The following is a 25800-nucleotide window of genomic DNA, read 5'->3' on the forward strand; positions in this document are numbered from 1 at the left end:
GGGGTGGTTCCGGCGGGCTGTTTATATAGGTGTAGTCGTTATGAAACGTGTAGGTCTGATCGGTTGGCGTGGCATGGTCGGTTCCGTGCTCATGCAGCGCATGCTGGAAGAGCGGGACTTCGACCTGATCGAGCCGGTGTTCTTCACCACTTCCAATGTCGGTGGCCAAGGCCCTGCCATTGGCAAGGACATCGCTGCGCTGAAAGATGCCTACAGCATTGACGACCTCAAGGGCCTGGACGTGATCCTGACCTGCCAGGGCGGCGACTACACCAATGAAGTCTTCCCCAAGCTGCGTGAAGCCGGCTGGCAGGGCTACTGGATCGACGCGGCCTCCAGCCTGCGCATGGACGACGACTCGGTGATCGTGCTCGACCCGGTCAACCGCAAGGTGATCGACCAGGCGCTGGACGCCGGCACCAAGAACTACATCGGCGGCAACTGCACCGTCAGCCTGATGCTGATGGCGCTCGGCGGTCTGTATGAGGCTGGTCTGGTGGAGTGGATGAGTGCCATGACCTACCAGGCTGCTTCCGGTGCTGGCGCGCAGAACATGCGTGAGCTGATCAAGCAGATGGGCGCGATCAATGGCGCTGTCGCCGATGAACTGGCCGACCCGGCCAGCGCCATCCTCGACATCGACCGCAAGGTGGCCGAGGCCATGCGTGGCGAAGGCTTCCCGGTCGACAACTTCGGTGTGCCGCTGGCTGGCAGCCTGATCCCCTACATCGACAAGGAACTGCCGAACGGGCAGAGCCGTGAAGAGTGGAAGGCTCAGGCCGAAACCAACAAGATTCTCGGTCGTTTCAAGAACCCGATCCCGGTCGATGGCATTTGCGTGCGCATCGGTGCCATGCGCTGCCACAGCCAGGCGCTGACCATCAAGCTGAACAAGGATGTGCCGATGGCCGACATCGAAGGCCTGATCAGTCAGCACAACCCTTGGGTCAAGCTGGTGCCGAATCATCGTGAAGACTCCATTCGCGACCTCGGCCCGACTGCCGTGACCGGCACCCTGAGCGTGCCGGTCGGCCGTCTGCGCAAGCTCAACATGGGTTCGCAGTACCTGGGTGCGTTCACCGTCGGTGACCAACTGCTGTGGGGCGCTGCCGAACCGCTGCGTCGCATGCTGCGGATCCTGCTCGAGCGCTAAGCGCGAAGCCGGCATCCAGTATCAAACAAAGCCCTTCTGTCTCGGCAGAGGGGCTTTGTGTTTTCTGGGGGGAGCCGATTGCCTGGGCGATGGGCCGCAGTTACAGTGCCGCTCCCTCTGTGTCGTAGGTCAGCTCATGAGTCAGTCCATCAATATCGCCGTGATCGGCGCCACCAGCAACGTCGGCGAAGCGCTGGTCGAATTGCTCGAAGAGCGTGAGTTTCCGGTGAAGGATCTGCATCTGCTGGCCAGCAGCGAGTCGGCTGGACAGAGTCTCTCTTTCCGTGGTCGGCAGGTGCGGGTCAGGTCGCTCGATGCCTTCGATTTCACTCAGGTGCAACTGGCGTTCTTTGCCGCGGGCTCTGAAGTGACGCGTAGCCATCATGAGCGCGTGGTCGCAGCCGGTTGTTCCGTTATCGATCTGAGCGCTGCTTTTTCGCTGGAACAAGCGCCATGCGTATTACCCGAGCTTGGCGCCGCGGGTTTGCCGGCATTGACCAAGCCGTGGTGCGTCAGTGCGCCGACGCCTTCGGCGGTTGCTTGTGCGCTGGTGCTGGCGACGCTGAGGCCTGTACTGCGGCCCCAACAGCTGCAGGTGACTGCCATGCTGTCGATCTCCACTCTGGGGCGTAGCGGTGTGCAGGAGTTGGCGCGGCAGACCGCCGAGCTGCTCAACGGGCGCCCGCTGGAATCGAAGACGGTAGATCGACAGATCGCGTTCAATCTGCTGGCGCAGGTCGGCGAGGTGGATGACCACGGGCATGCTCAGTTGGAGAAGCGTCTGGCGGCCGAGATTCAACAGTTATTGAGTCTGCCTGGGCTTCCGGTAGCAGCCACCTGCGCCTTGGTGCCGGTGTTCTTTGGCGATAGTCTCGCACTGGGCGTGTATGCTGATTCGGCTATCGATATCAGTGCAGTGCTGCAGTTGCTCGAGGTCGCGCCGGGCATCGAGTTGGTAGAGGCCGGCGATTACCCGACTGCAGTGGGCGATGCGGTGGGACAGGATCAGGTCTATGTGGGGCGTGTCCGGCGCGGCGTGAGCGATCCAAGGCAACTCAATTTGTGGATTGCGTCTGATAATGTAAGAAAAGGCGCCGCCCTGAATGCTGTGCAGATAGCTGAGTTATTGATAAAACACTATCTGTAAAAGATACTTACCTAGAAATTTGAAGAATCTTTCTAGCTTGGCAATACTGGCTGAGTTGATTGCTGAATGGGGAGCCGCTCGTGGAGCGGAGGCAGGCAGCAATTCTCAAGACCCTCTCGCATGCCGAGAAAAAGATAAAACAAGGGATAACGCTATGGTTCGGGTTCGCAAACTGGTGCTGGCAATCGCAGCCGCTTCCGCGCTGTCTTCCGGTATGGCGCATGCGCTGGGGCTGGGTGAGGTTACCCTGCAGTCGTCGCTGAATCAGCCGTTGGTAGCGGAAATCGAATTGCTGGAGGTGCGCGACCTTGCTTCCAATGAGGTGATTCCCAGCCTCGCGTCCCCTGAGGAGTTCATCAAAGCTGGCGTCGATCGTCAGTACTTTTTGACCGATCTCAAGTTCACCCCGGTATTGAAGCCCAACGGCAAGAGCGTTATCCGCATCACCTCGAGCAAGACCGTGCGTGAGCCTTACCTCAACTTCCTAGTTGAAGTGCTCTGGCCGAACGGGCGCTTGCTGCGTGAATACACCCTGCTGCTCGATCCGCCGCTTTACTCTCCGCAAACTACCGTAGCCGCTGCGCCGCAACTGCCTATCGCCGCGCCTGCACCGCGTCCGTCTGCGGCGCCTGCTTCCGCTTCTGCGCCGCGCAGTGCAGCACCCGCTCCGGCCCCGCGTCCTGCCGCACCGGCACCGGCGTCGCGCGCCATTGCCGGTAACGAATACAGAACCACTGCCAACGATACGCTCTGGGAAATCGCCCAGCGTGTCGGCGGTGGCTCGGTCAATCAGGCCATGCTGGCCATTCAGGATCTGAATCCGGATGCCTTCATCGGTGGCAATATCAACCGTATGAAGAGCGGTCAGGTGCTTCGCCTGCCGGACGAACAGCAGATTCGCAGCCGCAGCAATGCCGAGGCGATCGCTCAGGTTGCCGAGCAGAATGCCGCCTGGCGTGAAGGCCGTGCTGTCGCTTCGCGTCAGCTGGATGCCACTCGCCGCACCACAGCGGGCGCTGCGCCGGCGACTGCAGAGGCGGGTGATAGCCTGAAGCTGGTCGCTGCTGAAGCAGGTCAGTCCACTCGCGGTAGCGATACCGGTGCGGCTGGCAGCAAGGCGCTGGCCGACAAGCTGGCAGTGACTCAGGAAAGCCTGGATTCGACTCGTCGCGAGAACGCCGAATTGCAGAGCCGTGTAGGTGACCTGCAAAGCCAGCTGGACAAGCTGCAGCGTCTGGTGGAGCTGAAGGACAGCCAGTTGGCCAAGTTGCAGGCCGACCTGTCTGCAGCGCCCGCAGCTCCTGCTACAACGGAAGAACCGCCTGCGGAAACTCCGGCAGCAGCGCCTGAGGCCGCACCGCCCGCTGTGGAGGCGGCCACGCCGCCGACTACGCCGCCTGAGGAGGCAGCGCCTGACTACAACTATTCCGAGGAGCCGGCTGCGCCTGTCGAGGACAGCGCCGCCGCAACCCAACAGCCGGCCAGTGAGCCGGCTGCTGCCGTTGAACCAGTCGCCCCGGTCAAGCCGGCCGAAGCAGCCAAACCTGCTACACCTGCTCCTGCGCCTGCACCGGCCCCACAGAGCTTCATTGATGACCTGCTGGCTAACCCGATGACGCTGGGTCTGGCCGGTGGTGGGGCGCTTCTGCTTCTGTTGGTCGGTCTGATGGCGCTGTCGCGCCGCAACGCCCAGAAAGAGTCCGAGCTGCAAGATGAACTGGCCGACGACCTGTCTCAGGAGCAGGCGTTTGCCTCCGACCTGGATATGCCTGAAGACAGTTTCGCTGGCCTCGACGACGAGCCTGTCCAGACCACCCAGGCTGCTGGCGAGGAACGTGTCACGGCGCAGACTGGCGACGCGTTGGGCGAGGCTGATATCTACATTGCTTACGGGCGCTTCAATCAGGCGGCCGAACTGCTGCAGAACGCGATCAATGACGAGCCACACCGTGCCGATCTGCGTCTGAAGCTGATGGAAGTCTACGCCGAGCTGGGTGACCGCGAAGGCTTTGCCCGTCAGGATAACGAGCTGCGCGAGATCGGCGGGGTGAATGCCGAAGCCGAGCAGCTGAAGTCCAAGTATCCAGCGATCGCAGCCTTCGCAGGTGTGGGTGCCGCAGCTGCCGCTGCCTCCGTCGATGACGACATGGGCGACTTCAGTCTGGACGACCTCAGCCTGGATGAGCCGACCGCAGAAGCGCCTGCTTCCACCGGCGGTGATCTGGATGATGCCTTCGATCTGAGCCTCGACGACTTGGAGGCCGATCTGGAGAGCGATGTTCAGTCGGCCAGGGCTGAGCAAGCGCCGTTGTCGCTGGACGATGATCTGGACTTCGGTCTGGTCGATGAACCCGCCGCGCCGGCAGCTTCTGCCGACGACGATCTGGGCTTCGATCTCGCCCTGGATGATGACAAGGTTGAGCTGTCCCAGCCGACCGACGATCTGTCCGCCTTCAGCCTGGATCTCGATGAGGCGGCTCCGGCAGTCAGCGATGAAGCTGATGATTTCCTGCTGAGCCTCGATGACGATGCACCGCTGAACCAGCCGGCCGACGATCTTTCCGATCTGAGCCTCGATCTGGCTGAAGAAGCGCCATCTGCCAATCTCGATCTGCCGGCTGACTTCGATCTCTCGCTCGAAGACGAAACTCCGGTTCAGCCGGCTGTTGCATCCGACAGCTTCGCTGCGCAGCTGGATGAAGTGACCGCCGAGCTGGATCAGCTGTCGGCTGACTTCGAAGAGCCGCAAGCAGCTCCGCTGGCGCCGGCCAACAGCCTGTCCAGTGATCTGGATGGCGATGATGACTTCGACTTCCTGTCCGGCACCGATGAAACCGCGACCAAGCTGGATCTGGCTCGGGCTTACATAGACATGGGCGACACCGAAGGTGCGCGCGACATTCTTGATGAAGTGATTGCCGAAGGCAGTGATGCCCAGCAGCAGGAAGCTCGCGAGATGATTACCAAGATGGTTTGATTGATAGATGTCTGACGCAGTACCTGTAGCGGCCGCCGAAATGGCGGCCGCTGGCTTTTTCAGAATCGCCCTGGGCCTCGAATACAAGGGCGCACGTTATCGCGGGTTCCAGCGCCAGGGCGCGAATGTTCCGTCGATCCAGGGTCACCTGGAAAATGCCTTGTCCAAGGTCGCCGGTGGTGCCCCGGTCAGCATTCTGTGCGCAGGGCGTACCGATGCTTCTGTGCATTCCAGTGGTCAGGTGGTGCATTTCGATACCACTGTCGAGCGTTCGCTGCACGCGTGGATCATGGGCGCCAACATGAATTTGCCCGGTGACATCAGCGTGACCTGGGCGAAGGTGATGCCGGCGCACTTTCATGCACGCTTCTCGGCCATGGCGCGACGCTACCGCTACGTGATCTACAACGATCCGATTCGCCCGGCGCACATGGCCGAGGAAGTCACCTGGAATCATCGGCCGCTGAATGTGGCGCGCATGCGTGAAGCGGCCCTGGCGCTGGTCGGCACCCATGATTTCAGCGCCTTCCGGGCAACGCGCTGCCAGGCCAAGTCACCGATCAAGACCGTGCACCACTTGCAACTGATCGAGCATGGCCGCTTCATCGTGCTGGATATCCGCGCCAATGCTTTTCTGCATCATATGGTGCGTAACATCGCCGGTGTGTTGATGACCATTGGTGCGGGTGAGCGGCCGCTGGAATGGGCGCGCGAGGTGCTCGAGCGCGGCGATCGACATAGCGGGGGAGTGACGGCGCACCCCTACGGTCTCTATCTGATACAGGTCGATTACCCGGAGGAGTTCGAATTGCCGCAGCGCTATCTCGGGCCGCATTTTCTCTCCGGTCTGCCGGACGTGCGACAGCCATAACCCTTTGTTACCATCCGAGCCCGGATGGCGAGAGGTATGAACGTGACGGTCGTACGTAGCAAGATTTGTGGGATCACCCGCATCGAGGATGCTCTGGCAGCGGTGGAGGCGGGAGCCGACGCCATTGGTCTGGTGTTCTACGGGAAAAGCCCGCGAGCAGTCAGCATCGAGCAGGCCGCAGCTATCCTGCAGGCGTTACCGCCGTTCGTGACCAGTGTCGGGCTGTTTGTCGACATGCCGCGCGACCAGCTGCAACAGTTGTTGCAGCGCCTGCCGCTGGATCTGCTGCAGTTTCACGGTGATGAGTCGCCGGCCGACTGTGAAGGCCATGGCCGCCCCTATATCAAGGCGCTGCGGGTTCGCCCTGGTGAGGATGTGGCGGCCGCCATGGCGCCCTACGCTGGTGCGCGGGGTATTCTGCTGGATACCTTCGTCGAGGGCGTGCCGGGTGGTACGGGCGCTTCGTTCGATTGGTCGCTGGTGCCGGAAAATGCCGCCAAGCCAATCATCCTGGCTGGCGGCCTGGATGCAGGCAATGTCGCGACGGCTATTCGCCAGGTGCGGCCCTATGCCGTGGATGTCAGCGGCGGGGTAGAGGCCAGTAAAGGCATAAAGGATGCAGGCAAGATTCGTGCATTCGTGCGGGCAGTGCGTGATGCTCGATGTGACGGCGATTGAAGCAGGGCCGTCAATTAGCCTGTCACGCCGCCTTGGCTCGTTTCGACGGGCGCTGGGTGCGGCAGAAAAGAATTGCTGGAGATGGGCGTTTCACGATGAGGCGTTCATCCGAACCAACGGTTATGGAGAAATGACAGCATGAGCAACTGGTTGGTAGACAAACTCATTCCCTCGATCATGCGTTCCGAGGTGAAGAAGAGCTCTGTGCCCGAGGGCCTGTGGCACAAATGTCCGTCCTGTGATGCCGTGCTCTACCGTCCTGAGCTGGAAAAGACACTCGATGTCTGCCCCAAGTGCAATCACCACATGCGTATCGGTGCTCGTGCGCGTATCGACCTCTTCCTCGATGCCGAGGGGCGCGAGGAGATCGGTGCCGATCTCGAGCCGGTCGACCGCCTGAAATTCCGCGACAGCAAGAAATACAAGGATCGTCTGGCTGGTGCGCAGAAGCAGACTGGCGAGAAAGACGCGCTGATCTCCATGAGCGGCACCCTCGAAGGTATGCCGATCGCCGTTTGCGCGTTCGAGTTCTCCTTCATGGGTGGCTCCATGGGCGCCATCGTTGGCGAGCGTTTCGTTCGGGCGGCCAATGTCGCGCTGGAAAAACGCTGCCCGCTGGTGTGCTTCTCCGCTTCCGGCGGCGCGCGCATGCAGGAAGCGCTGATCTCGCTGATGCAGATGGCCAAGACTTCCGCCGCCCTGGCGCGCCTGCGTGAAGAAGGCCTGCCGTTCATCTCCGTGCTGACTGATCCGGTCTATGGCGGTGTTTCCGCCAGCCTGGCGATGCTTGGCGACGTGATCGTGGCCGAGCCGAAGGCGCTGATCGGTTTTGCCGGCCCGCGCGTGATCGAGCAGACCGTGCGCGAGAAACTGCCGGAAGGCTTCCAGCGTAGCGAGTTCCTGCTGGAACATGGCGCCATCGACATGATCATTTCGCGCAATGAACTGCGTCCACGCCTGGCGCGTCTGCTTGCGCAAATGATGAATCGTCCGTCTCCGGTTTCCCTGCCGGCCACTGCATGACCGAACGTAGCCTGGGCGAGTGGCTCGCCTACCTCGAGCGGTTGCATCCGTCGGCCATCGACATGGGGTTGGAGCGCTCGCGTGAGGTGGCGCAGCGGCTCGGCCTGGGCAAACCTGCGCCATTGGTGGTTACCGTCACCGGTACCAATGGCAAGGGCTCTACCTGCGCCTTTCTCGCCAGCCTGATCGCAGCCCAGGGGCAGCGCGTCGGTGTCTACAGTTCGCCGCACCTGCTGCGTTACAACGAGCGTGTGTTGCTGGATGGGCGCGAGGCGAGCGATGAAGAGCTGTGTCAGGCCTTCGCAGCGGTCGAGGCCGCGCGTGGTGAAATTTCCCTGACCTATTTCGAGATGGGTACGCTGGCGGCCTTCTGGCTGTTCGAGCGTGCTCAGCTGGATGCCGTGGTGCTCGAAGTCGGCCTCGGTGGACGCCTGGATGCGGTGAACCTGGTCGATGCCGATCTGGCCCTGATCACCAGCATTGGTCTGGATCACGCTGACTGGCTGGGCGATACCCGTGAATCGGTCGCCTTCGAAAAGGCCGGGATCATGCGCGCCGGCATGCCTGCGTTGTGCGGTGATCTCGATCCACCGCAGCCCTTGCTGGAGCAGGCCGTCACGTTGGACACGCCGTTGTTCCTGCGTGGTCGTGACTATGATCTGAATGTGCAGGCGCAGGACTGGTCCTGGTATGGCCTCGATGCGCAAGGTCAGGTACTGCGACTCGAGCAGCTGCCGCTTCTTGATCTGCCGATGGAAAACGCGGCGCTGGCGTTGCAGGCCTATGCGCTTCTGCCGCTGCCGTGGAATCACCAGCAGATCGTCCAGGCCCTGCTCGCCACGCGGGTAACCGGGCGTCTGGATCGTCGTGCGCTCGATTGGCGAGGCAAGTCACTCACACTGTTGCTCGATGTTGGGCATAATCCTCATGCCGTCGATTATCTGGCGCAGCGCCTGGAGAGTCGCCCGCTGGCCGGGCAGCGCTGGGCGGTGTTCGGTTTGTTGGCCGACAAGGATCTGCCCGGCGTGGTGTCACCGCTTCTGAGTCTGGTTGCTGGTTGGGCCGTGGCGCCGCTGGATACGCCGCGTTCACGCTCTGCCGATGACCTGGCCGAGCACCTGCGGGGGCAGGGCGCGGCGGTGGCGCAGTACCCGGATGTGCGTACCGCGCTCGATGCGCAGTGCGAGCAGGCGGCAGAGGGTGACGAGATACTGTTGTTCGGATCGTTTTTCTGCGTGGCCGAGGCCCTGGATTGGCTGGCCCGCCCGGCTTGATAAGGGGATTGGGGATGGCAATGCTGGACAGTGGGCTCAAGCAGCGCATGGTCGGTGCTCTGGTGCTGGTGGCGCTAGCGGTGATTTTCCTGCCGATGCTGCTGTCGCGCGAGGATGAGATGCGCCGCGTGGTAGTGGATGCGCCGGCCATGCCGCAAGCGCCGGCTGCTGCCGAGATCATCGTGCAGCCTGCCGAGGTCGTCGAGCCCGAGGAGTTGCCGCAGGAGCCGGTTCCCGTCGAAGAGGTGGAGCCTCAGATCGTCGAGGTGCCTGAGCAGCCCAAGCCGACCCCGCCGCCTGTCGCGCAGCAGAGCAAGCCCGATCCGGTCAAGACCGAACAGGCGGCGAGCGCTGCTCCTGCCAAGCCGGAAGGGCGCCTGGACGCCAACAGTCTGCCGATCAGCTGGTCAGTGCAGTTGGCCAGTCTGTCCAGTCGCGCTGGAGCAGAAAATCTGCAGAAAACGCTGCGCAGTCAGGGCTACAACGCCTATATCCGTACTTTCGATGGCATGAATCGGGTGTTCGTTGGGCCGTTGATCGAGCGCGCCGAGGCCGAGCGTCTGCGTGACCAGCTCAACCGCCAGCACAAACTCAGCGGTTTTGTCGTGCGCTTCCAGCCGGAAGCAGGCTAAGCACGCAAGGGACTTTGCAGCGCCTGGTTACCCGATGCGCCGGGCTCTGCTAAAATGCTCCGCCTTTTCCGCTGGTAGGCCGCACCGTGGTATTCACCTGGGTCGATTGGGCGATCATCGCCGTCATCGCCATTTCTAGTTTGATCAGTCTCAAGCGCGGCTTCGTCAAGGAAGCCCTGTCGCTGCTGACCTGGATCATCGCAGGTGTGGTCGCCTGGATGTTCGGTGGCGCACTGGCCCAGCATCTCGTCGAATTTATCGAAACGCCTTCCGCGCGGGTCATCGCAGCCTGTGCCATTCTCTTCATCGCCACCTTGCTGGTGGGCGCTCTGGTCAATTTCCTCATCGGTGAGCTGATCCGCGTGACTGGTCTGTCCGGTACCGACCGTTTTCTCGGCATGGTATTCGGCGCCGCACGTGGTGGTTTGTTGGTGGTGCTGCTGGTCGGGCTGATCAGCCTGGCGCCAGTGGAGCAGGATACGTGGTGGCAACAGTCGCAACTGGTGCCGCATTTTCTGATGGTCGCCGACTGGTCGAAGAACCTCATTCTGGGGTGGTCCGATCAGTGGTTTACCGGTGGATCGGCTCACCCAGCTGATCTGCTTTAAAAGAGTGACCGCTGCGGAGTAACCGCTGCATCGGTCGCTGAATTAGCCTGAACTATCTAGCAGGGGTCGTGGCACATGTGTGGCATCGTCGGTATCGTCGGTAAATCGAACGTCAATCAGGCGCTGTATGACGGGCTCACCGTCCTCCAGCACCGCGGCCAGGATGCTGCCGGTATTGTCACCAGCCATGATGGTCGCCTGTTCCTGCGCAAGGACAACGGCCTGGTACGTGACGTGTTCCAGCAGCGCCATATGCAGCGCTTGGTTGGCCATATGGGCATCGGCCATGTGCGCTACCCGACCGCTGGCAGCTCCAGCTCGGCCGAAGCTCAGCCGTTCTACGTCAACTCGCCGTACGGCATCACCCTGGCGCACAACGGCAACCTGACCAACGTCGAGCAGTTGGCCAAGGAAATCTACGAGTCCGATCTGCGTCACGTGAACACCAACTCCGATTCGGAAGTGCTGCTCAACGTGTTCGCCCATGAGTTGGCCCAGCGCGGCAAGCTGCAGCCGACCGAAGAAGATGTGTTCGCCGCCGTTACCCACGTGCACGAGCGCTGCCTGGGCGGTTACGCCGTCGTCGCGATGATCACCGGCTATGGCATCGTCGGCTTCCGCGACCCGAATGGCATTCGTCCGATCGTCTTCGGCCAGCGCCATACCGATGAAGGTGTCGAGTACATGATCGCGTCCGAGAGCGTATCGCTGGACGTGCTCGGCTTCACCCTGATCCGCGACCTGGCGCCGGGCGAGGCGGTCTACATCACCGAAGAGGGCAAGCTGTTCACCCGTCAGTGCGCGGCCAACCCGCAGTATGCGCCCTGCATCTTCGAGCACGTTTACCTGGCGCGCCCGGACTCGATCATGGACGGTATCTCGGTGTACAAGGCGCGTCTGCGCATGGGCGAGAAGCTGGCCGACAAGATCCTGCGCGAGCGTCCGGATCATGACATCGACGTGGTCATCCCGATTCCTGACACCAGCCGTACCGCGGCGTTGGAGCTGGCCAATCACCTGGGCGTGAAATTCCGCGAAGGTTTCGTCAAGAACCGCTACATCGGCCGCACCTTCATCATGCCCGGCCAGGCGGCGCGCAAGAAATCCGTACGGCAGAAGCTCAACGCCATCGAGCTGGAGTTCCGCGGCAAGAACGTGATGCTGGTGGACGACTCCATCGTCCGTGGCACCACCTGCAAGCAGATCATTCAGATGGCCCGCGAGGCCGGCGCGAAGAATGTCTACTTCTGCTCGGCAGCCCCGGCGGTGCGCTACCCGAACGTCTACGGCATCGACATGCCCAGCGCCCATGAGCTGATCGCCCATGGCCGCAGCACCGAGGAGGTCTGCGAGCTGATCGGTGCCGACTGGCTGGTTTATCAGGACCTGCCGGACCTGATCGAAGCGGTCAGCGGCAGCAAGAAGATCAAGATCGACAACTTCGACTGCGCGGTGTTCGACGGCAAGTACGTCACCGGCGACGTCGACGAGGCATACCTGGACAAGATCGAGCAGGCGCGCAACGATGCCAGCAAGGTCAAGTCGCAGGCAGTCAGCGCGATCATCGATCTGTATAACAACTGATTCGAGCGGGCAGGGCAGTGGTCCTGCCCGTTTCGGTGATGCGCACGGCGCACCACCGGTCCGTAGCCCGGATGCAATCCGGGGGAATGTCACCCTGAATTTCCCGGATTGCATCCGGGCTACTTTTTGTGAGGTAGCGATATGGCTGTGGAATGGGAAGCCGGCAGGCTTGATAGTGACCTGGATGGCGTAGGCTTCGACACCCTGGCGGTGCGTGCTGGCCAGCACCGTTCGCCTGAGGGCGAGCATGGCGAAGCGTTGTACCTGACGTCCAGTTACGTGTTCCGCACCGCTGCCGATGCCGCTGCGCGCTTTGCTGGCGAAGTGCCGGGCAACGTCTATTCGCGCTACACCAACCCCACCGTACGCACCTTCGAGGAGCGCATTGCCGCACTGGAAGGCGCCGAGCAGGCGGTGGCGACCGCTTCCGGCATGTCGGCGATCCTCGCCATCGTCATGAGCCTGTGCAGCGGCGGCGACCACGTACTGGTGTCGCGCAGCGTGTTCGGCTCCACCATCAGCCTGTTCGAGAAGTACCTCAAGCGCTTCGGCATCGAGGTGGATTACGTGCCACTGGCCGATCTCGATGCCTGGCAGGGCGCGTTCAAGCCCAATACCAAGCTGCTGTTCGTCGAGTCGCCGTCCAACCCGCTGGCTGAACTGGTGGATATCGCTGCACTGGCGGAGATCGCCCATGCCCGCGGCGCGCTGCTGGCAGTGGACAACTGCTTCTGCACGCCGGCCCTGCAGCAGCCGCTTAAGCTCGGCGCCGATATCGTCATGCATTCGGCGACCAAGTATATCGATGGCCAGGGCCGTGGCCTGGGCGGTGTGGTGGCGGGGCGTAGCGAGCAGATGAAGGAAGTGGTCGGTTTCCTGCGTACCGCCGGTCCCACCCTGAGCCCGTTCAACGCCTGGATGTTCGTCAAGGGCCTGGAAACCCTGCGCATCCGTATGCGTGCGCAGAGTGAGAGTGCCCTGCAGCTGGCGCTGTGGCTGGAGCAGCAGCCGCAGGTCGAGCGCGTGCATTACGCGGGGCTGCCCAGCCATCCGCAGCACGAGCTGGCGAAAAAGCAGCAGAGCGCCTTCGGTGCGGTGGTCAGTTTCGAGGTCAAGGGTGGCCGTGATGCCGCCTGGAAGGTGATCGATGCCACACGCGTCATCTCCATCACCACCAACCTCGGCGACACCAAGACCACTGTCGCCCATCCGGCTACCACCTCCCATGGCCGCCTGACTCCGCAGGAGCGTGCCAACGCCGGTATTCGCGACAACTTGATCCGCGTCGCTGTGGGCCTGGAAGAGCTGGAAGACCTCAAGGCGGATCTGGCGCGCGGCCTGGCTGCGCTCTGAGCATGCTGGAGTGGGGGACGAATGACACGCCCAACAACGGGCGTGTCGCGTTGGTCACCGGAGCCGCGCGTGGCATCGGCCTGGGTATCAGTGCCTGGCTGATCACCGAGGGTTGGCAGGTGGTGTTGGCCGACGTCGACCGCGAGCGTGGCTCCAGAGTGGCACGTGCTTTGGGTGATAACGCCTGGTTCGTGGCCATGGATGTGGCCAAGGAAGATCAGGTAAGCGTCGGCGTCGCTGAGGTGCTGGGTCAGTTCGGGCGTCTCGATGCGCTGGTGTGCAATGCGGCTATCTCCGATCCGCACACGCCGCCGCTGGAGTCGCTCGACCTCAAGCGCTGGAATCGTCTGCTGGCGGTCAACCTGACCGGCGCCATGCTGCTGGCCAAGCACTGTGCGCCATATTTGCGTGGGCATCGCGGCGCCATCGTCAATATCGCCTCCACCCGCGCCAGCCAGTCCGAGGCCGATTGCGAGGCGTACGCTGCGAGCAAGGGCGGGTTGGTTGCGCTCACTCACGCGCTGTCGATCAGCCTGGGCCCGGAGGTGCGCGTCAACTGCGTCAGCCCAGGCTGGATCGACTCTCGCGACCCGTCGCAGCAGCGCCTGGAGCCGCTGTCGGTGTTCGATCATGCGCAACATCCGGTCGGCCGTGTGGGTACCGTGGAGGATGTAGCGGCGCAGGTCGCCTGGCTGCTCTCCGATGCGGCCGGTTTCGTCACCGGACAGGAGTTCATCATCGACGGCGGCATGAGTCGCAAGATGATCTATCAGGATTGAATGCCTGTGGGAGCGAGCTCTGCTCGCGGAACGTGGTCTTGAAACCTTCGCGAGCAGAACTCGCTCCTACCGATGCGACAGAAACGAAAAAGGCTCCCGAAGGAGCCTTTTTCATATCTGGCCGAATTACATGTTGGGGTAATTCGGGCCACCGGTGCCTTCCGGCGCAACCCAGGTGATGTTCTGGGCCGGGTCCTTGATGTCGCAGGTCTTGCAGTGCACGCAGTTCTGCGCGTTGATCTGGAACTTCTTCTCGCCGTCTTCCTGCGTCACCACCTCGTACACGCCGGCCGGGCAGTAGCGCTGCGCCGGTTCGTCGTACAGCGGCAGGTTCTTCGCCAGCGGAATGCTCGGGTCGGTGAGCTTCAGGTGGCAGGGCTGCTCTTCTTCGTGGTTGGTGTTGGAGAGGAACACCGAGCTCAGTTTGTCGAAGCTCAGTTTGCCGTCCGGTTTCGGGTAGGCGATCTTCGCGCACTCGGCTGCAGGCTTCAGGCAGGCGTAATCCGGCTTGTTGTCGTGCAGGGTGAAGGGCGCCTTGCCGCCGAAGATGTTCTGGTCCAGCCAGTTGATGCCGCCGCCGACGATGGCGCCGTACTTGTGGATGGCCGCACCGAAGTTGCGGCTGCGGAACAGTTCGTCGTACAGCCAGCTGGCCTTGAAGCCATCGACATAGTTGCTCAGCTCGTCGCCGCCTTCGCGGCCGGCTGCCAGGGCTTCGGTGATGGCGTCGGCAGCCAGCATGCCGGACTTCATCGCAGTGTGGCTGCCCTTGATCTTGGCGAAGTTCAGGGTGCCGAGGTCACAGCCGATCAGGGCGCCGCCCGGGAAGACCATCTTCGGCAGCGAATTCAGGCCGCCCTTGCTGATGGCGCGTGCGCCGTAGGCAACGCGCTTGCCACCTTCCAGGTACTGGGCAATTACCGGGTGGTGCTTGTAACGCTGGAATTCGTCGAACGGCGACAGGTGCGGGTTGGCGTAGGACAGATCGATGATCAGGCCGACCACGACCTGGTTGTTCTCCAGGTGGTAGAGGAAGGAGCCACCGGTATTGTCGGTGCCCATGATGTCCATCGGCCAACCGGCGGTGTGCACCACCAGGCCTTGTTCATGCTTGGCCGGGTCGATGTCCCAGATTTCCTTGATGCCGATGCCGTAGTGCTGGGCGTCGGCTTCGCTGTCGAGCTTGTATTTCTTGATCAGTTGCTTGCCGATGTGACCACGGCAGCCTTCGGCGAACAGGGTGTACTTGGCACGTAGTTCCATGCCGGGGGTGTAGTAGCCTTCCTTGGGGTTGCCTTCACGGTCGACACCCAAGTCACCGGTGACGATGCCGCGTACCACGCCATTCTCGTCGATCAGCGCTTCCTGAGCGGCGAAGCCCGGGTAGATCTCGACGCCCAGGTTCTCGGCCTGCTGGGCCAGCCAGCGGCACAGGTTGCCCAGGGAAATGATGTAATTGCCTTCGTTGTGCATGGTTTTCGGCACAAAGAAGTCAGGAATTCGGGTAGCCTTGTCAGCGTCGCGCAGCAGATAGATGTCATCGCGCTTGACCGGGGTGTTCAGCGGGGCGCCGAGTTCTTTCCAGTCGGGGAAGAGTTCGTTCAGGGCGCGCGGTTCGAACACCGCACCAGAGAGGATGTGAGCACCAACTTCGGAGCCTTTCTCGACCACGCAGACGCTGATCTCCTGACCCGCTTCAGCGGCTTTCTGCTTCAGTCGGCAGGCGGCGGACAGTCCGGACGGGCCGGCGCCGACGATGACGACGTCGAACTCCATAAATTCGCGTTCCACAGGCTATCTCCTACTCAAGGCTCTTCGATATTTTATGTTGGAGGGCGCGGCTCGCTCCCTAAGCACGGCGTGGGCATTATATCTACACCCTCTCAGCGGGCCAATACAAACGTTTGTTTGAATTTTCTGTAGGCCTGTTAGAATCCTACTACATCGCGGATGACCGGCCAGTTCGCTGTATTGACCGGGCCAGGCCGCGGGGTCAAGATACGGGCGGTTTTGCGCTCGCCGTCTGAGCTGAAAGGTTGGTTGCGGCCGATTTTGCATCACCGGCCAGGCTCGCCTTGGCGACATTCTTATTCACCGGAGAGTAACGAGGAATCCATGAAGGTTCTTGTAGCTGTCAAACGAGTGGTTGACTACAACGTCAAGGTTCGCGTCAAGGCGGACAACAGCGGCGTCGACCTCGCCAACGTCAAGATGTCCATGAACCCCTTCTGCGAAATCGCCGTGGAAGAAGCCGTACGCCTGAAGGAGAAAGGCGTGGCGAGCGAAATCGTCGTCGTCTCCATCGGCCCGGCTACCGCCCAGGAGCAACTGCGCACCGCGCTGGCTCTGGGTGCCGACCGCGCCATCCTGGTCGAATCCAATGACGAGCTGAACTCCCTGGCCGTGGCCAAGCTGCTCAAGGCAGTGGTCGACAAGGAGCAGCCGCAGCTGGTGATCATGGGCAAGCAGGCCATCGACAGCGACAACAACCAGACCGGCCAGATGCTGGGCGCCCTGACTGGCTTCGGCCAAGGCACCTTCGCCTCCAAGGTCGAAGTGGCTGGCGACAAGGTCAACGTCACCCGTGAGATCGATGGCGGTCTGCAGACCGTTGCGCTGAACCTGCCGGCGATCGTCACCACCGACCTGCGTCTGAACGAGCCGCGCTACGCGTCGCTGCCGAACATCATGAAGGCCAAGAAGAAGCCGCTGGAAACCGTTACCCCGGACGCTCTGGGCGTTTCCACCGCCTCCACCGTCAAGACCCTGAAAGTCGAAGCGCCGGCTGCTCGCAGCGCTGGCATCAAGGTCAAGTCCGTGGCTGAACTGGTCGAGAAACTGAAGAACGAGGCGAAGGTAATCTAAATGACTATCCTGGTTATCGCTGAACACACCAATGCCGCTCTGGCTGCCGCGACCCTGAACACCGTTGCTGCTGCGCAGAAAATCGGTGGCGACATTCACGTTCTGGTAGCCGGTGCCAACGCTGGCGCTGCTGCCGAAGCCGCGGCCAAGATCGCTGGCGTGGCCAAGGTTCTGGTTGCCGACAACGCTGCCTATGCCAACCAGCTGCCGGAGAACGTCGCTCCGCTGGTAGCCGAACTCGGCAAGGGCTACAGCCACATCCTGGCTGCCGCCACCAGCAACGGCAAGAACATCCTGCCGCGCGTCGCTGCTGCCCTGGACGTCGATCAGATCTCCGAGATCATCGCCGTTGAAAGCGCCGACACCTTCAAGCGTCCGATCTATGCCGGTAACGCCATCGCCACTGTGCAGTCCTCGGCTGCCATCAAGGTGATCACCGTGCGTAGCACCGGTTTCGACGCCGCTGCTGCCGAAGGCGGCAGCGCTGCCGTTGAAGCCGTTTCCGGCCCGGCTGACGCCGGCAAGTCCGCCTTCGTTGGCGAGGAACTGGCCAAGTCCGACCGTCCGGAACTGACCGCTGCCAAGATCGTCGTTTCCGGCGGCCGTGGCATGGGCAATGGCGACAACTTCAAGCACCTGTACGCCCTGGCCGACAAGCTGGGCGCTGCCGTCGGTGCTTCCCGCGCTGCCGTCGACGCCGGCTTCGTGCCGAACGACATGCAGGTCGGTCAGACCGGCAAGATCGTTGCGCCGCAGCTGTACATCGCCGTCGGTATCTCCGGCGCGATCCAGCACCTGGCCGGCATGAAGGACTCCAAGGTGATCGTCGCGATCAACAAGGACGAAGAGGCGCCGATCTTCCAGGTGGCCGACTACGGTCTGGTTGCTGATCTATTCGAAGCCGTACCGGAGCTGGAAAAGTCGGTCTAAGCCGCTTTTCCCGCAACGAAAAAACCCGCTCACCAGAGCGGGTTTTTTATTGCCTGCGTGTGCGCAGTGTCACTTCAGGCCTTCTAGAAACTGCCGGTAGAGCAGGGCGCTTTCTTCGGGGCGCTCGAGCATGGGGGCGTGGCCGACGTTGTCCATGATCACCACGCTGGGTTTGCCTAGCAGCGGCTGCATGACCTCGATGCTGGATACGTCCAGCACCCGGTCCTGTTTGCCCCAAAGCAGCAAGGTGGGGGCCTGGATTTTCGCCAGTTCGGGCTCCAATGGGATGGCGCGCTCCACCAGTTGCTTGAATACCCGTTCATAGTGCGCAGCCTTGGCCATGGAGCGCTCGCCCAGATATCGCTTGAGCGACTCGGGCAGATAGGGAGGTTCGACGAAGATGAATTGCAGCAGATTGTCGAAATCCTGCGGTTGCTTGACCACCAGTGGATTGGGCGCACCACCGGTCAGCAATCGATACAGTTCGCTCTTGTGCGGGCTGTCGATTCCGGCGTTGGCCAATAGCGCCAGCGAACGAACACGATCCGGGTAGCGTGCCGCGAAGAGTGCGGCGATGTGTCCCCCCATCGAATTGCCCAGCAGATGAGCCTGCTGGACGCCCATGGCATCGAGAATATCCGCCAGCCGTTCGGCCTGGGTGCCGACATCGTAGCTGCCAGGTGGCAGGTCGCTGTCACCGAAGCCGGGCAGGTCCAATGCGATGACGCGATAGTCCTTGGTCAGGTGGCGAGAAAAACGCAACCAGTTATCCTTGTCTGCAGCGAAACCGTGGAGCAACACCAGGGTTTCGCCACTCGCCGGTCCTCCCTGGTAGTAATGGATGTTAAGATCGCGGACAGATAGCCGCTCGTGACTGAGCCCGGCGCGCTGTTGCTCTATCAGGCGCAGGCTGGTCAACTGAGTGGCCGGGAAGAAATACAGCGTTGCTGAGGCAGCGAGAAGCAGTAGCAGCAAAGCGAGCAGCAGTTTTTTCATGGCGCGTCCTTATCGCGAATTATTCCGGCGGCGCCACTAAGCTAGCATGAACACAGAGGATGCCGGGGTGCTAGGGTCTGTACGAAAAGTCGCCGAGCGAAGGTCAGGTGAGGCAAAAATAGGTGAGGAACGGACTGGGCTCGCATTCGAGTTTACGAGCTGTAAATGAGCATTCCGAACCTGTTTTTAACGAAGCATCACCGAGCGCAGGCATTTTTTGTACAGAGCCCAAATCTATCCTGCCAATCAACGCATAAACCGAGAGTAGCCAATGCCTGAGCGTTGTCTGTTTAAGTCGCTGTTGCTGTGGTGCGCCCTGGTCGTTATGCCGACTGCAGCCCTGGCCGTTGGTAAATGCGAGCGCCTGGTGGCGACCGGTAATCCGGAATATCCCCCCTATCTCTGGCGTGATCCGCAGAATCCGCAGCAGCTGATCGGCGCCAATGCCGATCTGCTCAAACACCTGGCAAAAGAACTCGGTGTGGTGGTTGACGTGATCTACACCGGGCCCTGGTCGCGAGCGCAGGATGAGGTGCGTACCGGGCGTGTCGACCTGATCGCTGGGGCCTTCATCACTCTGCCGCGGTTGGAGCACATGGACTACGTGCACCCTGCGTTCTTCTATACGCCCAGCGTGGTTTGGGTGCGCAAGGGCGAAGCATTTCCCTACGGCAGCTGGATCGACTTGCAGGGGCATACTGGCGACACCCTGGTGGGCAACAGTTTTGGTCAGCAGTTCGATACCTTCGCCAAGCAGAACCTGAAGCTCGAGGGCGTCTCCAGCTTGACTCAGGCGTTCCAGAAGTTGCTGCTTGGCCGCACCGACTATGTGCTCTACGAGCGCTACCCAGGCTTGGCGCTCGCCGAGACGCTGGGCATGGAAGATGATCTGGAGGTGCTGGACCCGCCGATTTCCAGCGAAGGCCTCTACCTTACCCTGTCGCATAATTCGGCGTGCAACGAGCCCTGGCTACGCGGCCAGCTGGCGCGAAATATGGCAGAAATGGTCGCCGCCGGGCTGCCTGAGCAGTTCCTGCAACGCAATCTGGAACTATGGAAGGCACAGCAGATGCAGCCTGATCCGGTTGGCGACGTCACTCAGTAGGAAATTTTCGTGATCAATCGAACCCTTCCCTTGCTGCTGGCGCTGGGCCTGACGGCCTGTGCCAGCGATCCTGCTCCCATCGAGCAGATGCGGCTGACCGAACAGGCGTTGGCGCAGACCAAATCCCTGGGGGTGGTCAGCGAACAGTCCGCGTCACTTCACCAGGCTGAAGAGAAGTTCGCGCAGGCCCAGGTGGCCATGCAGGACGGTGAACACAAGCAGGCGCGCCTACTGGCCGAACAGGCCGAGCTGGATGCGCGCCTGGCTGAAGCTGAGCACCTCAATGCCAAAGGTCGGGAGCAACTGACCGAACTCAATCAACGCATCGGCCGTCTGCGCCAGCAACTGGGAGCCATGTGATGAAGGCTTTTGGTCATCTGGGCGGTCTGATGCTGGTCGGTACGCTGTTGAGTGGTTGTGCGTCCAGTCAGCTGGCGAGTGAGCAGGCTCTGGAAGAAGCGCGTCTGAGTTTTCAGTCGGTCAAGGAAGATCCCAGCGTGCTGCGCGCCGCACCCAAGGACGTGATTCGCGCAGGCGAATCGCTGGGTCGTGCCGAGCGCCTGTCCAGTTACTGGGGTAGTGGCGACGATGTGCGTCATTACGCCTACCTCAGCCAGCGCTATGCCGAGATCGCCCGGCAACACAGCGATATCAGTCTCAACCAGGAACGCGCAGCCAAGCTCGAGCTGGAACGCCAGCGTCTGCAGTTGACCCTGCGCGAAGCCAAGCTGATGAGCGTGCAGCAGCACAACGGCTGGTTGGAAGAGCAGATGGTCAGCCTCGCCACCAACGAGACCGAGCGCGGCCTGGTGATGACCCTGGGCGATATGTTGTTCGACGCCGGTCGCGCCGATCTGCAACCAGCAGCCAACCGTACGGTGCTCAAACTCGTGCAGTTCCTGCAGATCAATCCGCAGCGCCGCGTGCGGATCGAGGGCTATACCGACAACACGGGCGATGCCGCCGAGAATCTCGAACTGTCGCGCGCGCGCGCGCAGGCTGTGGCCGATCTGCTGGTGGATCTGGGCGTGGAAGCCAAGCGTATTCAGATCGCCGGTTACGGTGTCGACTTCCCGGTTGCGGAAAATGCGTCGGCACGTGGCCGCGCGCAGAATCGGCGGGTGGAAATCGTCTTCTCCGACGAGCGAGGCCAGCTTGGTGCCGAGCGCTGAGCGAAATGCCTGACAAAACCCCGGCAGAGTCCGGGGTTTTTTATGCACTGAAAATGGCGACGATGCCGTGCCCGATTGGCAAGCAATGGCGTAAGGGAAAACAGATCGTATCTGTGCCGGTACAATTGTGTAGCAATAGGTTACTGTTATGCTCCAGTGACCACGGAGGATATCGCCATGACCAATCTGCTGCTCTATCAACGTATCGCCCAGCAGTTGGCCGAGGATATTCGTCGCGGTGTTTACCAGCCTGGCGAGCGCGTGCCTTCGGTGCGCAAGATGAGTGCTCAGCTCAATGTCAGCCACGCCACGGTGTTGCAGGCCTACGCCAACCTCGAAGATCAGGGATTGATTCGTGCACGCCCGCAATCGGGCTTCTACGTGCACCAGACGCCAGCGCTGACCGCGCCGACGCCGGATATCGCCAAGGTCGAGCGACCAGGTCTGGTCACCCGCGCCAGCATTATCAACCAGGTGCTTACCGAGTCGCGCCGCGAGGGCGTATTTCCGCTGGGCGCCGCGGTGCCGCATGTCGATTACCTGCCGGTGCGCGCATTGCACCAGCAACTGGCCAAGGTCACCCGTTTTCACAGCCCGCGCGCCTTCAGCTACATGTTCAGCCCCGGCTTCGAGCCGTTGCGCCGCCAGGTGGCGATCCGCATGCGCGATGCCGGCGTGGTGGTCGATCCGTCCGAGGTGGTGATCACCCATGGCTGCGTCGATGCGCTGCAGATGAGCCTGCGTGTGCTGACCAAGCCGGGCGATCTCATCGCGGTAGAGTCGCCAACCTATTACGGGCTGCTGCAACTGGCCGATCTGCTGGGGCTCAAGGTCATCGAGATTCCCTGCGACCCGACTACCGGCATCAGCCTTGAAGCGCTGCAACTGGCGGCCAACCAGTGGCCCATCAAGGCGTTGGTGCTGACTGCGCGGCTGTCCAACCCGCTGGGCGGCACCATCCCCGAGGAGCGTCAGCGTCAGTTGTTGCGCCTGGCCGGTGATTACGATTTCCAGATCGTCGAAGACGATATCTACGGCGAGCTGATGTTCGAGCAGGGGCCGCCCAAGGCACTGAAGTCGCATGATCGCGACAGCCGGGTGATCTATTGCTCGAGTTTCTCCAAGACCCTGTCACCGGGTGTGCGTATCGGCTGGATCGTCGCCGGCAAGTATCAGGACGAGATCCAGCGGCTGCAGACCTTTTCCACCCATTCGGCGTGCAGCGTCACCCAGATGGCGGTGGCGGCTTATCTGGAGAACGGTGGCTATGACCGCCATCTGCGGCATATTCGCCAGGAGTACCGCAAGAACCTCAATGCCTTCCAGCTGGCGGTGCAGCAGTACTTTCCGGTCGGCACGCAGATGACCCGGCCCAAGGGCGGCTTTATCCTCTGGGTCAGCCTGCCGGCGCGGGTCAATACCAAGGATCTGCACGTGCGCGCGCTGCAGCAGGGTATCTCGATCGCGCCGGGGCTGATCTTCAGCAACACCGAGCAGTTCAATCATTGCGTGCGGCTCAACTGCGGCATTCCTTGGAACCGCGAAGCCGAAAGGGCGCTGATGACTCTGGGCATGTTGGCCACGCAGTTGTGCCAGGAGGCGGGCGGTTCCTGGGAAGGTTGAGAAAGCACGTCCTGGGTTAACCCGTTTCATCGAGGGGCTGCGTCTACCTGAGCGAAGGTCTCGTGCCATTGCTCAGGAGGTGCACCATGTCTGCTTGTTCCTTGTTGCTCGTTCGTCCGTTCGCCGTCGGTTTTTCGGCCAGCGCCTTGCTGCTGCTCGCCGCTTGCAGCGCCTCCAGCCCGGAGCCGGAAGTACAGGCCAGTCCGGCCCCGGCGTCACCGCTCGTACGCGAGCGCCTGGCTGCGCCCGCAGCGGCCGAGATGCGTGCCGAGGCTAGCCACAAGCGTCTGGCGACCCTGGCTCACGCACCGTCTCCCATCGCCGATGTCCTGCCGCCGGGCTACCGTGACGAATCGCGCGAGCAGTATCAGGCCTACGCCGATAACCCGGTTTTCGCTGTCGCCGAGACGCCGGTGTCCACCTTCAGCATCGATGTTGATACCGGTAGCTACGCCAACGTGCGGCGCTTCCTCAATGGCGGGCAACTGCCACCGAAGGACGCCGTGCGTCTGGAGGAACTGGTCAACTACTTTCCCTACGCCTACCCGTTGCCGCAGGGCGATGCGCCTTTCGGCGTCAGCACTGAACTGGCGGTGACGCCGTGGAATCCGCAAACGCGCCTGCTGCGCATCGCCATCAAGGCGTCGGATCGCAGCGTTGAGGAGCTGCCGCCGGCCAACCTGGTATTCCTGGTGGATGTGTCCGGCTCGATGCATCGCCGTGAAGGCCTGCCGATGGTGCAGGGCACCCTGAAATTGCTGGTCGAGCAGTTGCGCCCGCAGGATCGCGTCTCGCTGGTCACCTATGCCGGTGACAGCCAGGTGGTGCTCGATTCCACGCCCGGCAGCGACAAGGCGAAGATCCGTGCGGCCATCGATCAACTCAGCGCCGGTGGTTCGACGGCAGGGGAGTCGGGCATCCAGCTGGCCTACCAGCAGGCGGGCAAGCACCTGATCGAAGGCGGCATCAATCGCATCCTGCTGGCCACCGATGGTGACTTCAACGTCGGCATCAGCGACTTCGACAGCCTCAAGCAACTGGCTGCCGATAAGCGCAAGAGCGGCGTCTCGCTGACCACCCTGGGTTTTGGCGTGGACAACTACAACGAGCGCCTGATGGAGCAACTGGCCGACGCCGGTAACGGCAACTACGCCTACATAGACAACCTGCGCGAGGCGCGCAAGGTGCTGGTGGATCAGCTCGCGTCGACCCTGGCCAACGTGGCCAGCGACGTGAAACTGCAACTGGAATTCAACCCGAGCGAGGTCAGCGAGTACCGCCTGCTGGGCTACGAAAACCGTGCGCTCAAGCGCGAGGATTTCAGCAATGACAAGGTCGATGCCGGTGATATTGGCGCCGGGCACACCGTCACCGCGCTCTACGAGATCGTCCCGGCGGGCGGTAAAGGCTGGCTGGAGCCACTGCGTTATCAGGCCACTGCCCAGCCAGCGAGTAAGAGTGGCGAGCTGGCCTGGTTGCGGATTCGCTACAAGGCCCCAGGCGAGGCGGCCAGCCGGATGCTGGAGCGGCCTATCGCACGTGCCGAGGCCAAGCCGATGAACGCCGCCAGCGAGGATCTGCGCTTCGCCGCTGCGGTAGCCGCATTCGCTCAGCAGCTCAAGGACGGTCGCTACACCGGCGACTTCGATCTGGCGCAGAGCATCGCGCTGGCGCGCTCGGGCAAGGGCGAGGATCGCTTCGGTCTGCGTGGCGAGTTCATCCAACTGGCCGAAATCGCCCAGAGCCTGCACACTTCCGGCTCCACCCCTGTACGAGCTCAGCAGTGAACGCACCTCTCACGGATGACGACGCCGCTTTGTTGCGGCGTTACCGCCGAGGCGATGCCGCGGCCTTTAATGCGCTCTACCAGCGCCATCGGCTGGGCCTGTTTCGCTTTCTGCTCGGCCTGTGCGGCGATCACTCCCTGGCCGAAGAAGTGTTCCAGGAAACCTGGATGAGCCTGGTGCGAAGTCAGAGCGAACAGCGCGAGGCGGTGCTGTTCAAGACCTGGCTGTACCAGATCGCCCGTAACCGCCTGATCGACCACTGGCGCAAGACGGGCCGCCATCAGGCCGGGCATGACGAATACGATGAAGGCCAGCATGCCCAGGCCGATCCGCAACCCGGCCCGGAGCAGCAATGGGGCCTGAGTCGCGACAGTGAGCGGCTGCAAGCAGCGCTGGCCGATTTGCCGGAAGATCAGCGCGAAGTGTTCCTGCTGCGCGCCCATGGCGACCTGGAACTGAACGAGATTGCCGAGTTGACCCGCACGCCGGCCGAGACGGTCAAGAGCCGTCTGCGCTATGCCCTGCAGAAGCTGCGCCGGCTGCTGGCCACCGAGGAGTTGTCCGCATGAAAGATGAACGAGAACCTCTGGATCACGAGCAGGCGCTGCTGGCGCATTTCCGTGCCCATGGCAGCGGCGAACCCTCGGCCGAGCTGGATGCGCGCATCTTGACGGCGGCAAGTGCGGCTGCCCGTGAAACGCAGCAGGCCCAGATCGACAGCGACAACGCCGGATGGGTGCAGCGCCTGCACCAATGGCTGTTCGGCAGTGGCCGCCAGCGCTGGTCGGTGGCGGTGGCCGGGCTGGCTTGTGTCGGGATCGGCGTCAGCCTGACCTGGCGCACGCTGGAGCAGACGCCGGATGCTTTCGATGCCGTGCCGCCCAGCGTGGCCATGAGCCCCGCCGCACCGGCGCCGATAGCGGCCAAGCGTGCGCCAGGGCAGGAGGCGATTGCGCCTATGGCTGCCCCGCAGGAACGCATGAGAAGTCAGGCCATGGCACGCCAGGCGCCGTCTGCCGATATGGCTGAGGCACCGCTGGCCAGTAGCGCTGCGCTGGCGCCCATGGCCGAACTGGTGATCCGGAGCGAACCACGCGAGGCGCTGCTGCGTCTGCTGGAGCTGCGCAAGGCGGGTGAGCAGGAGGAGGCGCAGCGGTTGCTGGAGCAGCTAAAGGCCGACTATCCACACCTGGATATCGAGGCTGAGCTCGCTCATCTGGCCACCGAGTCGCCGAGTGAATGA

Annotated in this window: 23 protein-coding genes; 21 read left to right on the top strand and 2 right to left on the bottom strand. The window is 62.2% G+C overall.

The genetic code is table 11. The features are described from left to right. Positions 1 to 40: 40 nt before the first annotated feature. From asd to BLS08_RS06825, 12 genes are all read left to right on the top strand, one after another. Positions 41 to 1153, top strand: coding sequence for an aspartate-semialdehyde dehydrogenase (asd, locus tag BLS08_RS06770; RefSeq protein ID WP_003461106.1), 1113 nt, complete (start codon positions 41 to 43; stop codon positions 1151 to 1153). 136 nt (positions 1154 to 1289) lie between these two features. Further along, positions 1290 to 2300, top strand: a complete 1011-nt coding sequence (locus BLS08_RS06775) for an aspartate-semialdehyde dehydrogenase (protein WP_090336289.1) — start codon at positions 1290 to 1292, stop codon at positions 2298 to 2300. A gap of 154 nt (positions 2301 to 2454) precedes the next feature. Then, the gene (locus BLS08_RS06780; protein WP_090336290.1) at positions 2455 to 5277 is read left to right on the top strand and encodes a motility hub landmark protein FimV; all 2823 of its coding nucleotides are present in this window, start codon (positions 2455 to 2457) and stop codon (positions 5275 to 5277) included. Positions 5278 to 5284: 7 nt separating this feature from the next. After that, positions 5285 to 6148, top strand: coding sequence for a tRNA pseudouridine(38-40) synthase TruA (gene truA, locus BLS08_RS06785; protein WP_090336291.1), 864 nt, complete (start codon positions 5285 to 5287; stop codon positions 6146 to 6148). Between the two features lie 24 nt (positions 6149 to 6172). After that, positions 6173 to 6826: a phosphoribosylanthranilate isomerase gene (locus tag BLS08_RS06790; RefSeq protein ID WP_090336293.1), complete on the top strand. Its 654-nt coding sequence runs from the start codon at positions 6173 to 6175 to the stop codon at positions 6824 to 6826. Between the two features lie 138 nt (positions 6827 to 6964). After that, a complete protein-coding gene (accD, locus tag BLS08_RS06795; RefSeq protein ID WP_021489935.1) occupies positions 6965 to 7849 on the top strand; it encodes an acetyl-CoA carboxylase, carboxyltransferase subunit beta in 885 nt (294 codons plus the stop codon). After that, on the top strand, positions 7846 to 9123 hold the full coding sequence (folC, locus tag BLS08_RS06800; protein ID WP_090336294.1) for a bifunctional tetrahydrofolate synthase/dihydrofolate synthase: 1278 nt from the start codon (positions 7846 to 7848) through the stop codon (positions 9121 to 9123). Before accD ends, folC begins: the two co-directional genes overlap by 4 nt. A 14-nt stretch (positions 9124 to 9137) precedes the next feature. Further along, positions 9138 to 9755 (top strand): SPOR domain-containing protein, encoded by a 618-nt coding sequence (locus BLS08_RS06805; RefSeq protein WP_021489933.1) that lies wholly within the window; start codon positions 9138 to 9140, stop codon positions 9753 to 9755. An 86-nt stretch (positions 9756 to 9841) separates the two neighbouring features. Then, a complete protein-coding gene (locus tag BLS08_RS06810; protein ID WP_003461125.1) occupies positions 9842 to 10363 on the top strand; it encodes a CvpA family protein in 522 nt (173 codons plus the stop codon). Positions 10364 to 10438: 75 nt separating this feature from the next. After that, positions 10439 to 11947: an amidophosphoribosyltransferase gene (gene purF / locus BLS08_RS06815; RefSeq protein ID WP_003461126.1), complete on the top strand. Its 1509-nt coding sequence runs from the start codon at positions 10439 to 10441 to the stop codon at positions 11945 to 11947. A gap of 141 nt (positions 11948 to 12088) precedes the next feature. Next, positions 12089 to 13300 carry an O-succinylhomoserine sulfhydrylase gene (locus BLS08_RS06820; RefSeq protein WP_003461127.1) on the top strand — a complete coding sequence of 404 codons (1212 nt, stop codon included), beginning with the start codon at positions 12089 to 12091 and terminating at the stop codon, positions 13298 to 13300. A gap of 2 nt (positions 13301 to 13302) precedes the next feature. Next, positions 13303 to 14079 carry an SDR family oxidoreductase gene (locus BLS08_RS06825; RefSeq protein WP_090336296.1) on the top strand — a complete coding sequence of 259 codons (777 nt, stop codon included), beginning with the start codon at positions 13303 to 13305 and terminating at the stop codon, positions 14077 to 14079. A 126-nt stretch (positions 14080 to 14205) separates the two neighbouring features. Here the strand turns inward: BLS08_RS06825 and BLS08_RS06830 are convergent, their stop codons facing one another. Then, entirely contained in the window at positions 14206 to 15870 is a 1665-nt protein-coding gene (locus BLS08_RS06830; protein WP_090336298.1) for an electron transfer flavoprotein-ubiquinone oxidoreductase, read from the bottom strand. A 324-nt stretch (positions 15871 to 16194) separates the two neighbouring features. Here BLS08_RS06830 and BLS08_RS06835 point away from each other — a divergent pair, with 324 nt between their 5' ends. Continuing rightward, a complete protein-coding gene (locus tag BLS08_RS06835; RefSeq protein ID WP_012018936.1) occupies positions 16195 to 16944 on the top strand; it encodes an electron transfer flavoprotein subunit beta/FixA family protein in 750 nt (249 codons plus the stop codon). Then, positions 16945 to 17874 (top strand): electron transfer flavoprotein subunit alpha/FixB family protein, encoded by a 930-nt coding sequence (locus BLS08_RS06840; RefSeq protein ID WP_017677310.1) that lies wholly within the window; start codon positions 16945 to 16947, stop codon positions 17872 to 17874. Between the two features lie 69 nt (positions 17875 to 17943). Here the strand turns inward: BLS08_RS06840 and BLS08_RS06845 are convergent, their stop codons facing one another. After that, the gene (locus BLS08_RS06845) at positions 17944 to 18870 is read right to left on the bottom strand and encodes an alpha/beta fold hydrolase (protein ID WP_017677309.1); all 927 of its coding nucleotides are present in this window, start codon (positions 18868 to 18870) and stop codon (positions 17944 to 17946) included. Between the two features lie 271 nt (positions 18871 to 19141). Between BLS08_RS06845 and BLS08_RS06850 the strand changes: the two genes are divergently transcribed. From BLS08_RS06850 to BLS08_RS06880, 7 genes are all read left to right on the top strand, one after another. Further along, positions 19142 to 19975, top strand: a complete 834-nt coding sequence (locus BLS08_RS06850; protein ID WP_017677308.1) for a substrate-binding periplasmic protein — start codon at positions 19142 to 19144, stop codon at positions 19973 to 19975. Positions 19976 to 19984: 9 nt separating this feature from the next. Further along, entirely contained in the window at positions 19985 to 20335 is a 351-nt protein-coding gene (locus tag BLS08_RS06855; protein WP_017677307.1) for a DUF4398 domain-containing protein, read from the top strand. Next, positions 20335 to 21147: an OmpA family protein gene (locus BLS08_RS06860; protein ID WP_017677306.1), complete on the top strand. Its 813-nt coding sequence runs from the start codon at positions 20335 to 20337 to the stop codon at positions 21145 to 21147. Before BLS08_RS06855 ends, BLS08_RS06860 begins: the two co-directional genes overlap by 1 nt. Positions 21148 to 21324: 177 nt before the next feature. After that, positions 21325 to 22770, top strand: a complete 1446-nt coding sequence (locus BLS08_RS06865; protein WP_017677305.1) for an aminotransferase-like domain-containing protein — start codon at positions 21325 to 21327, stop codon at positions 22768 to 22770. A gap of 86 nt (positions 22771 to 22856) precedes the next feature. After that, positions 22857 to 24557, top strand: coding sequence for a vWA domain-containing protein (locus tag BLS08_RS06870; RefSeq protein WP_090336300.1), 1701 nt, complete (start codon positions 22857 to 22859; stop codon positions 24555 to 24557). Next, positions 24554 to 25126: an RNA polymerase sigma factor gene (locus BLS08_RS06875; protein WP_090336302.1), complete on the top strand. Its 573-nt coding sequence runs from the start codon at positions 24554 to 24556 to the stop codon at positions 25124 to 25126. The genes BLS08_RS06870 and BLS08_RS06875 overlap by 4 nt, the downstream gene beginning before the upstream one ends. Continuing rightward, on the top strand, positions 25123 to 25800 hold the full coding sequence (locus BLS08_RS06880; protein ID WP_090336303.1) for a hypothetical protein: 678 nt from the start codon (positions 25123 to 25125) through the stop codon (positions 25798 to 25800). The genes BLS08_RS06875 and BLS08_RS06880 overlap by 4 nt, the downstream gene beginning before the upstream one ends.

It is taken from the genome of Ectopseudomonas chengduensis, from assembly GCF_900102635.1.
GTDB lineage: Bacteria > Pseudomonadota > Gammaproteobacteria > Pseudomonadales > Pseudomonadaceae > Aquipseudomonas > Aquipseudomonas chengduensis.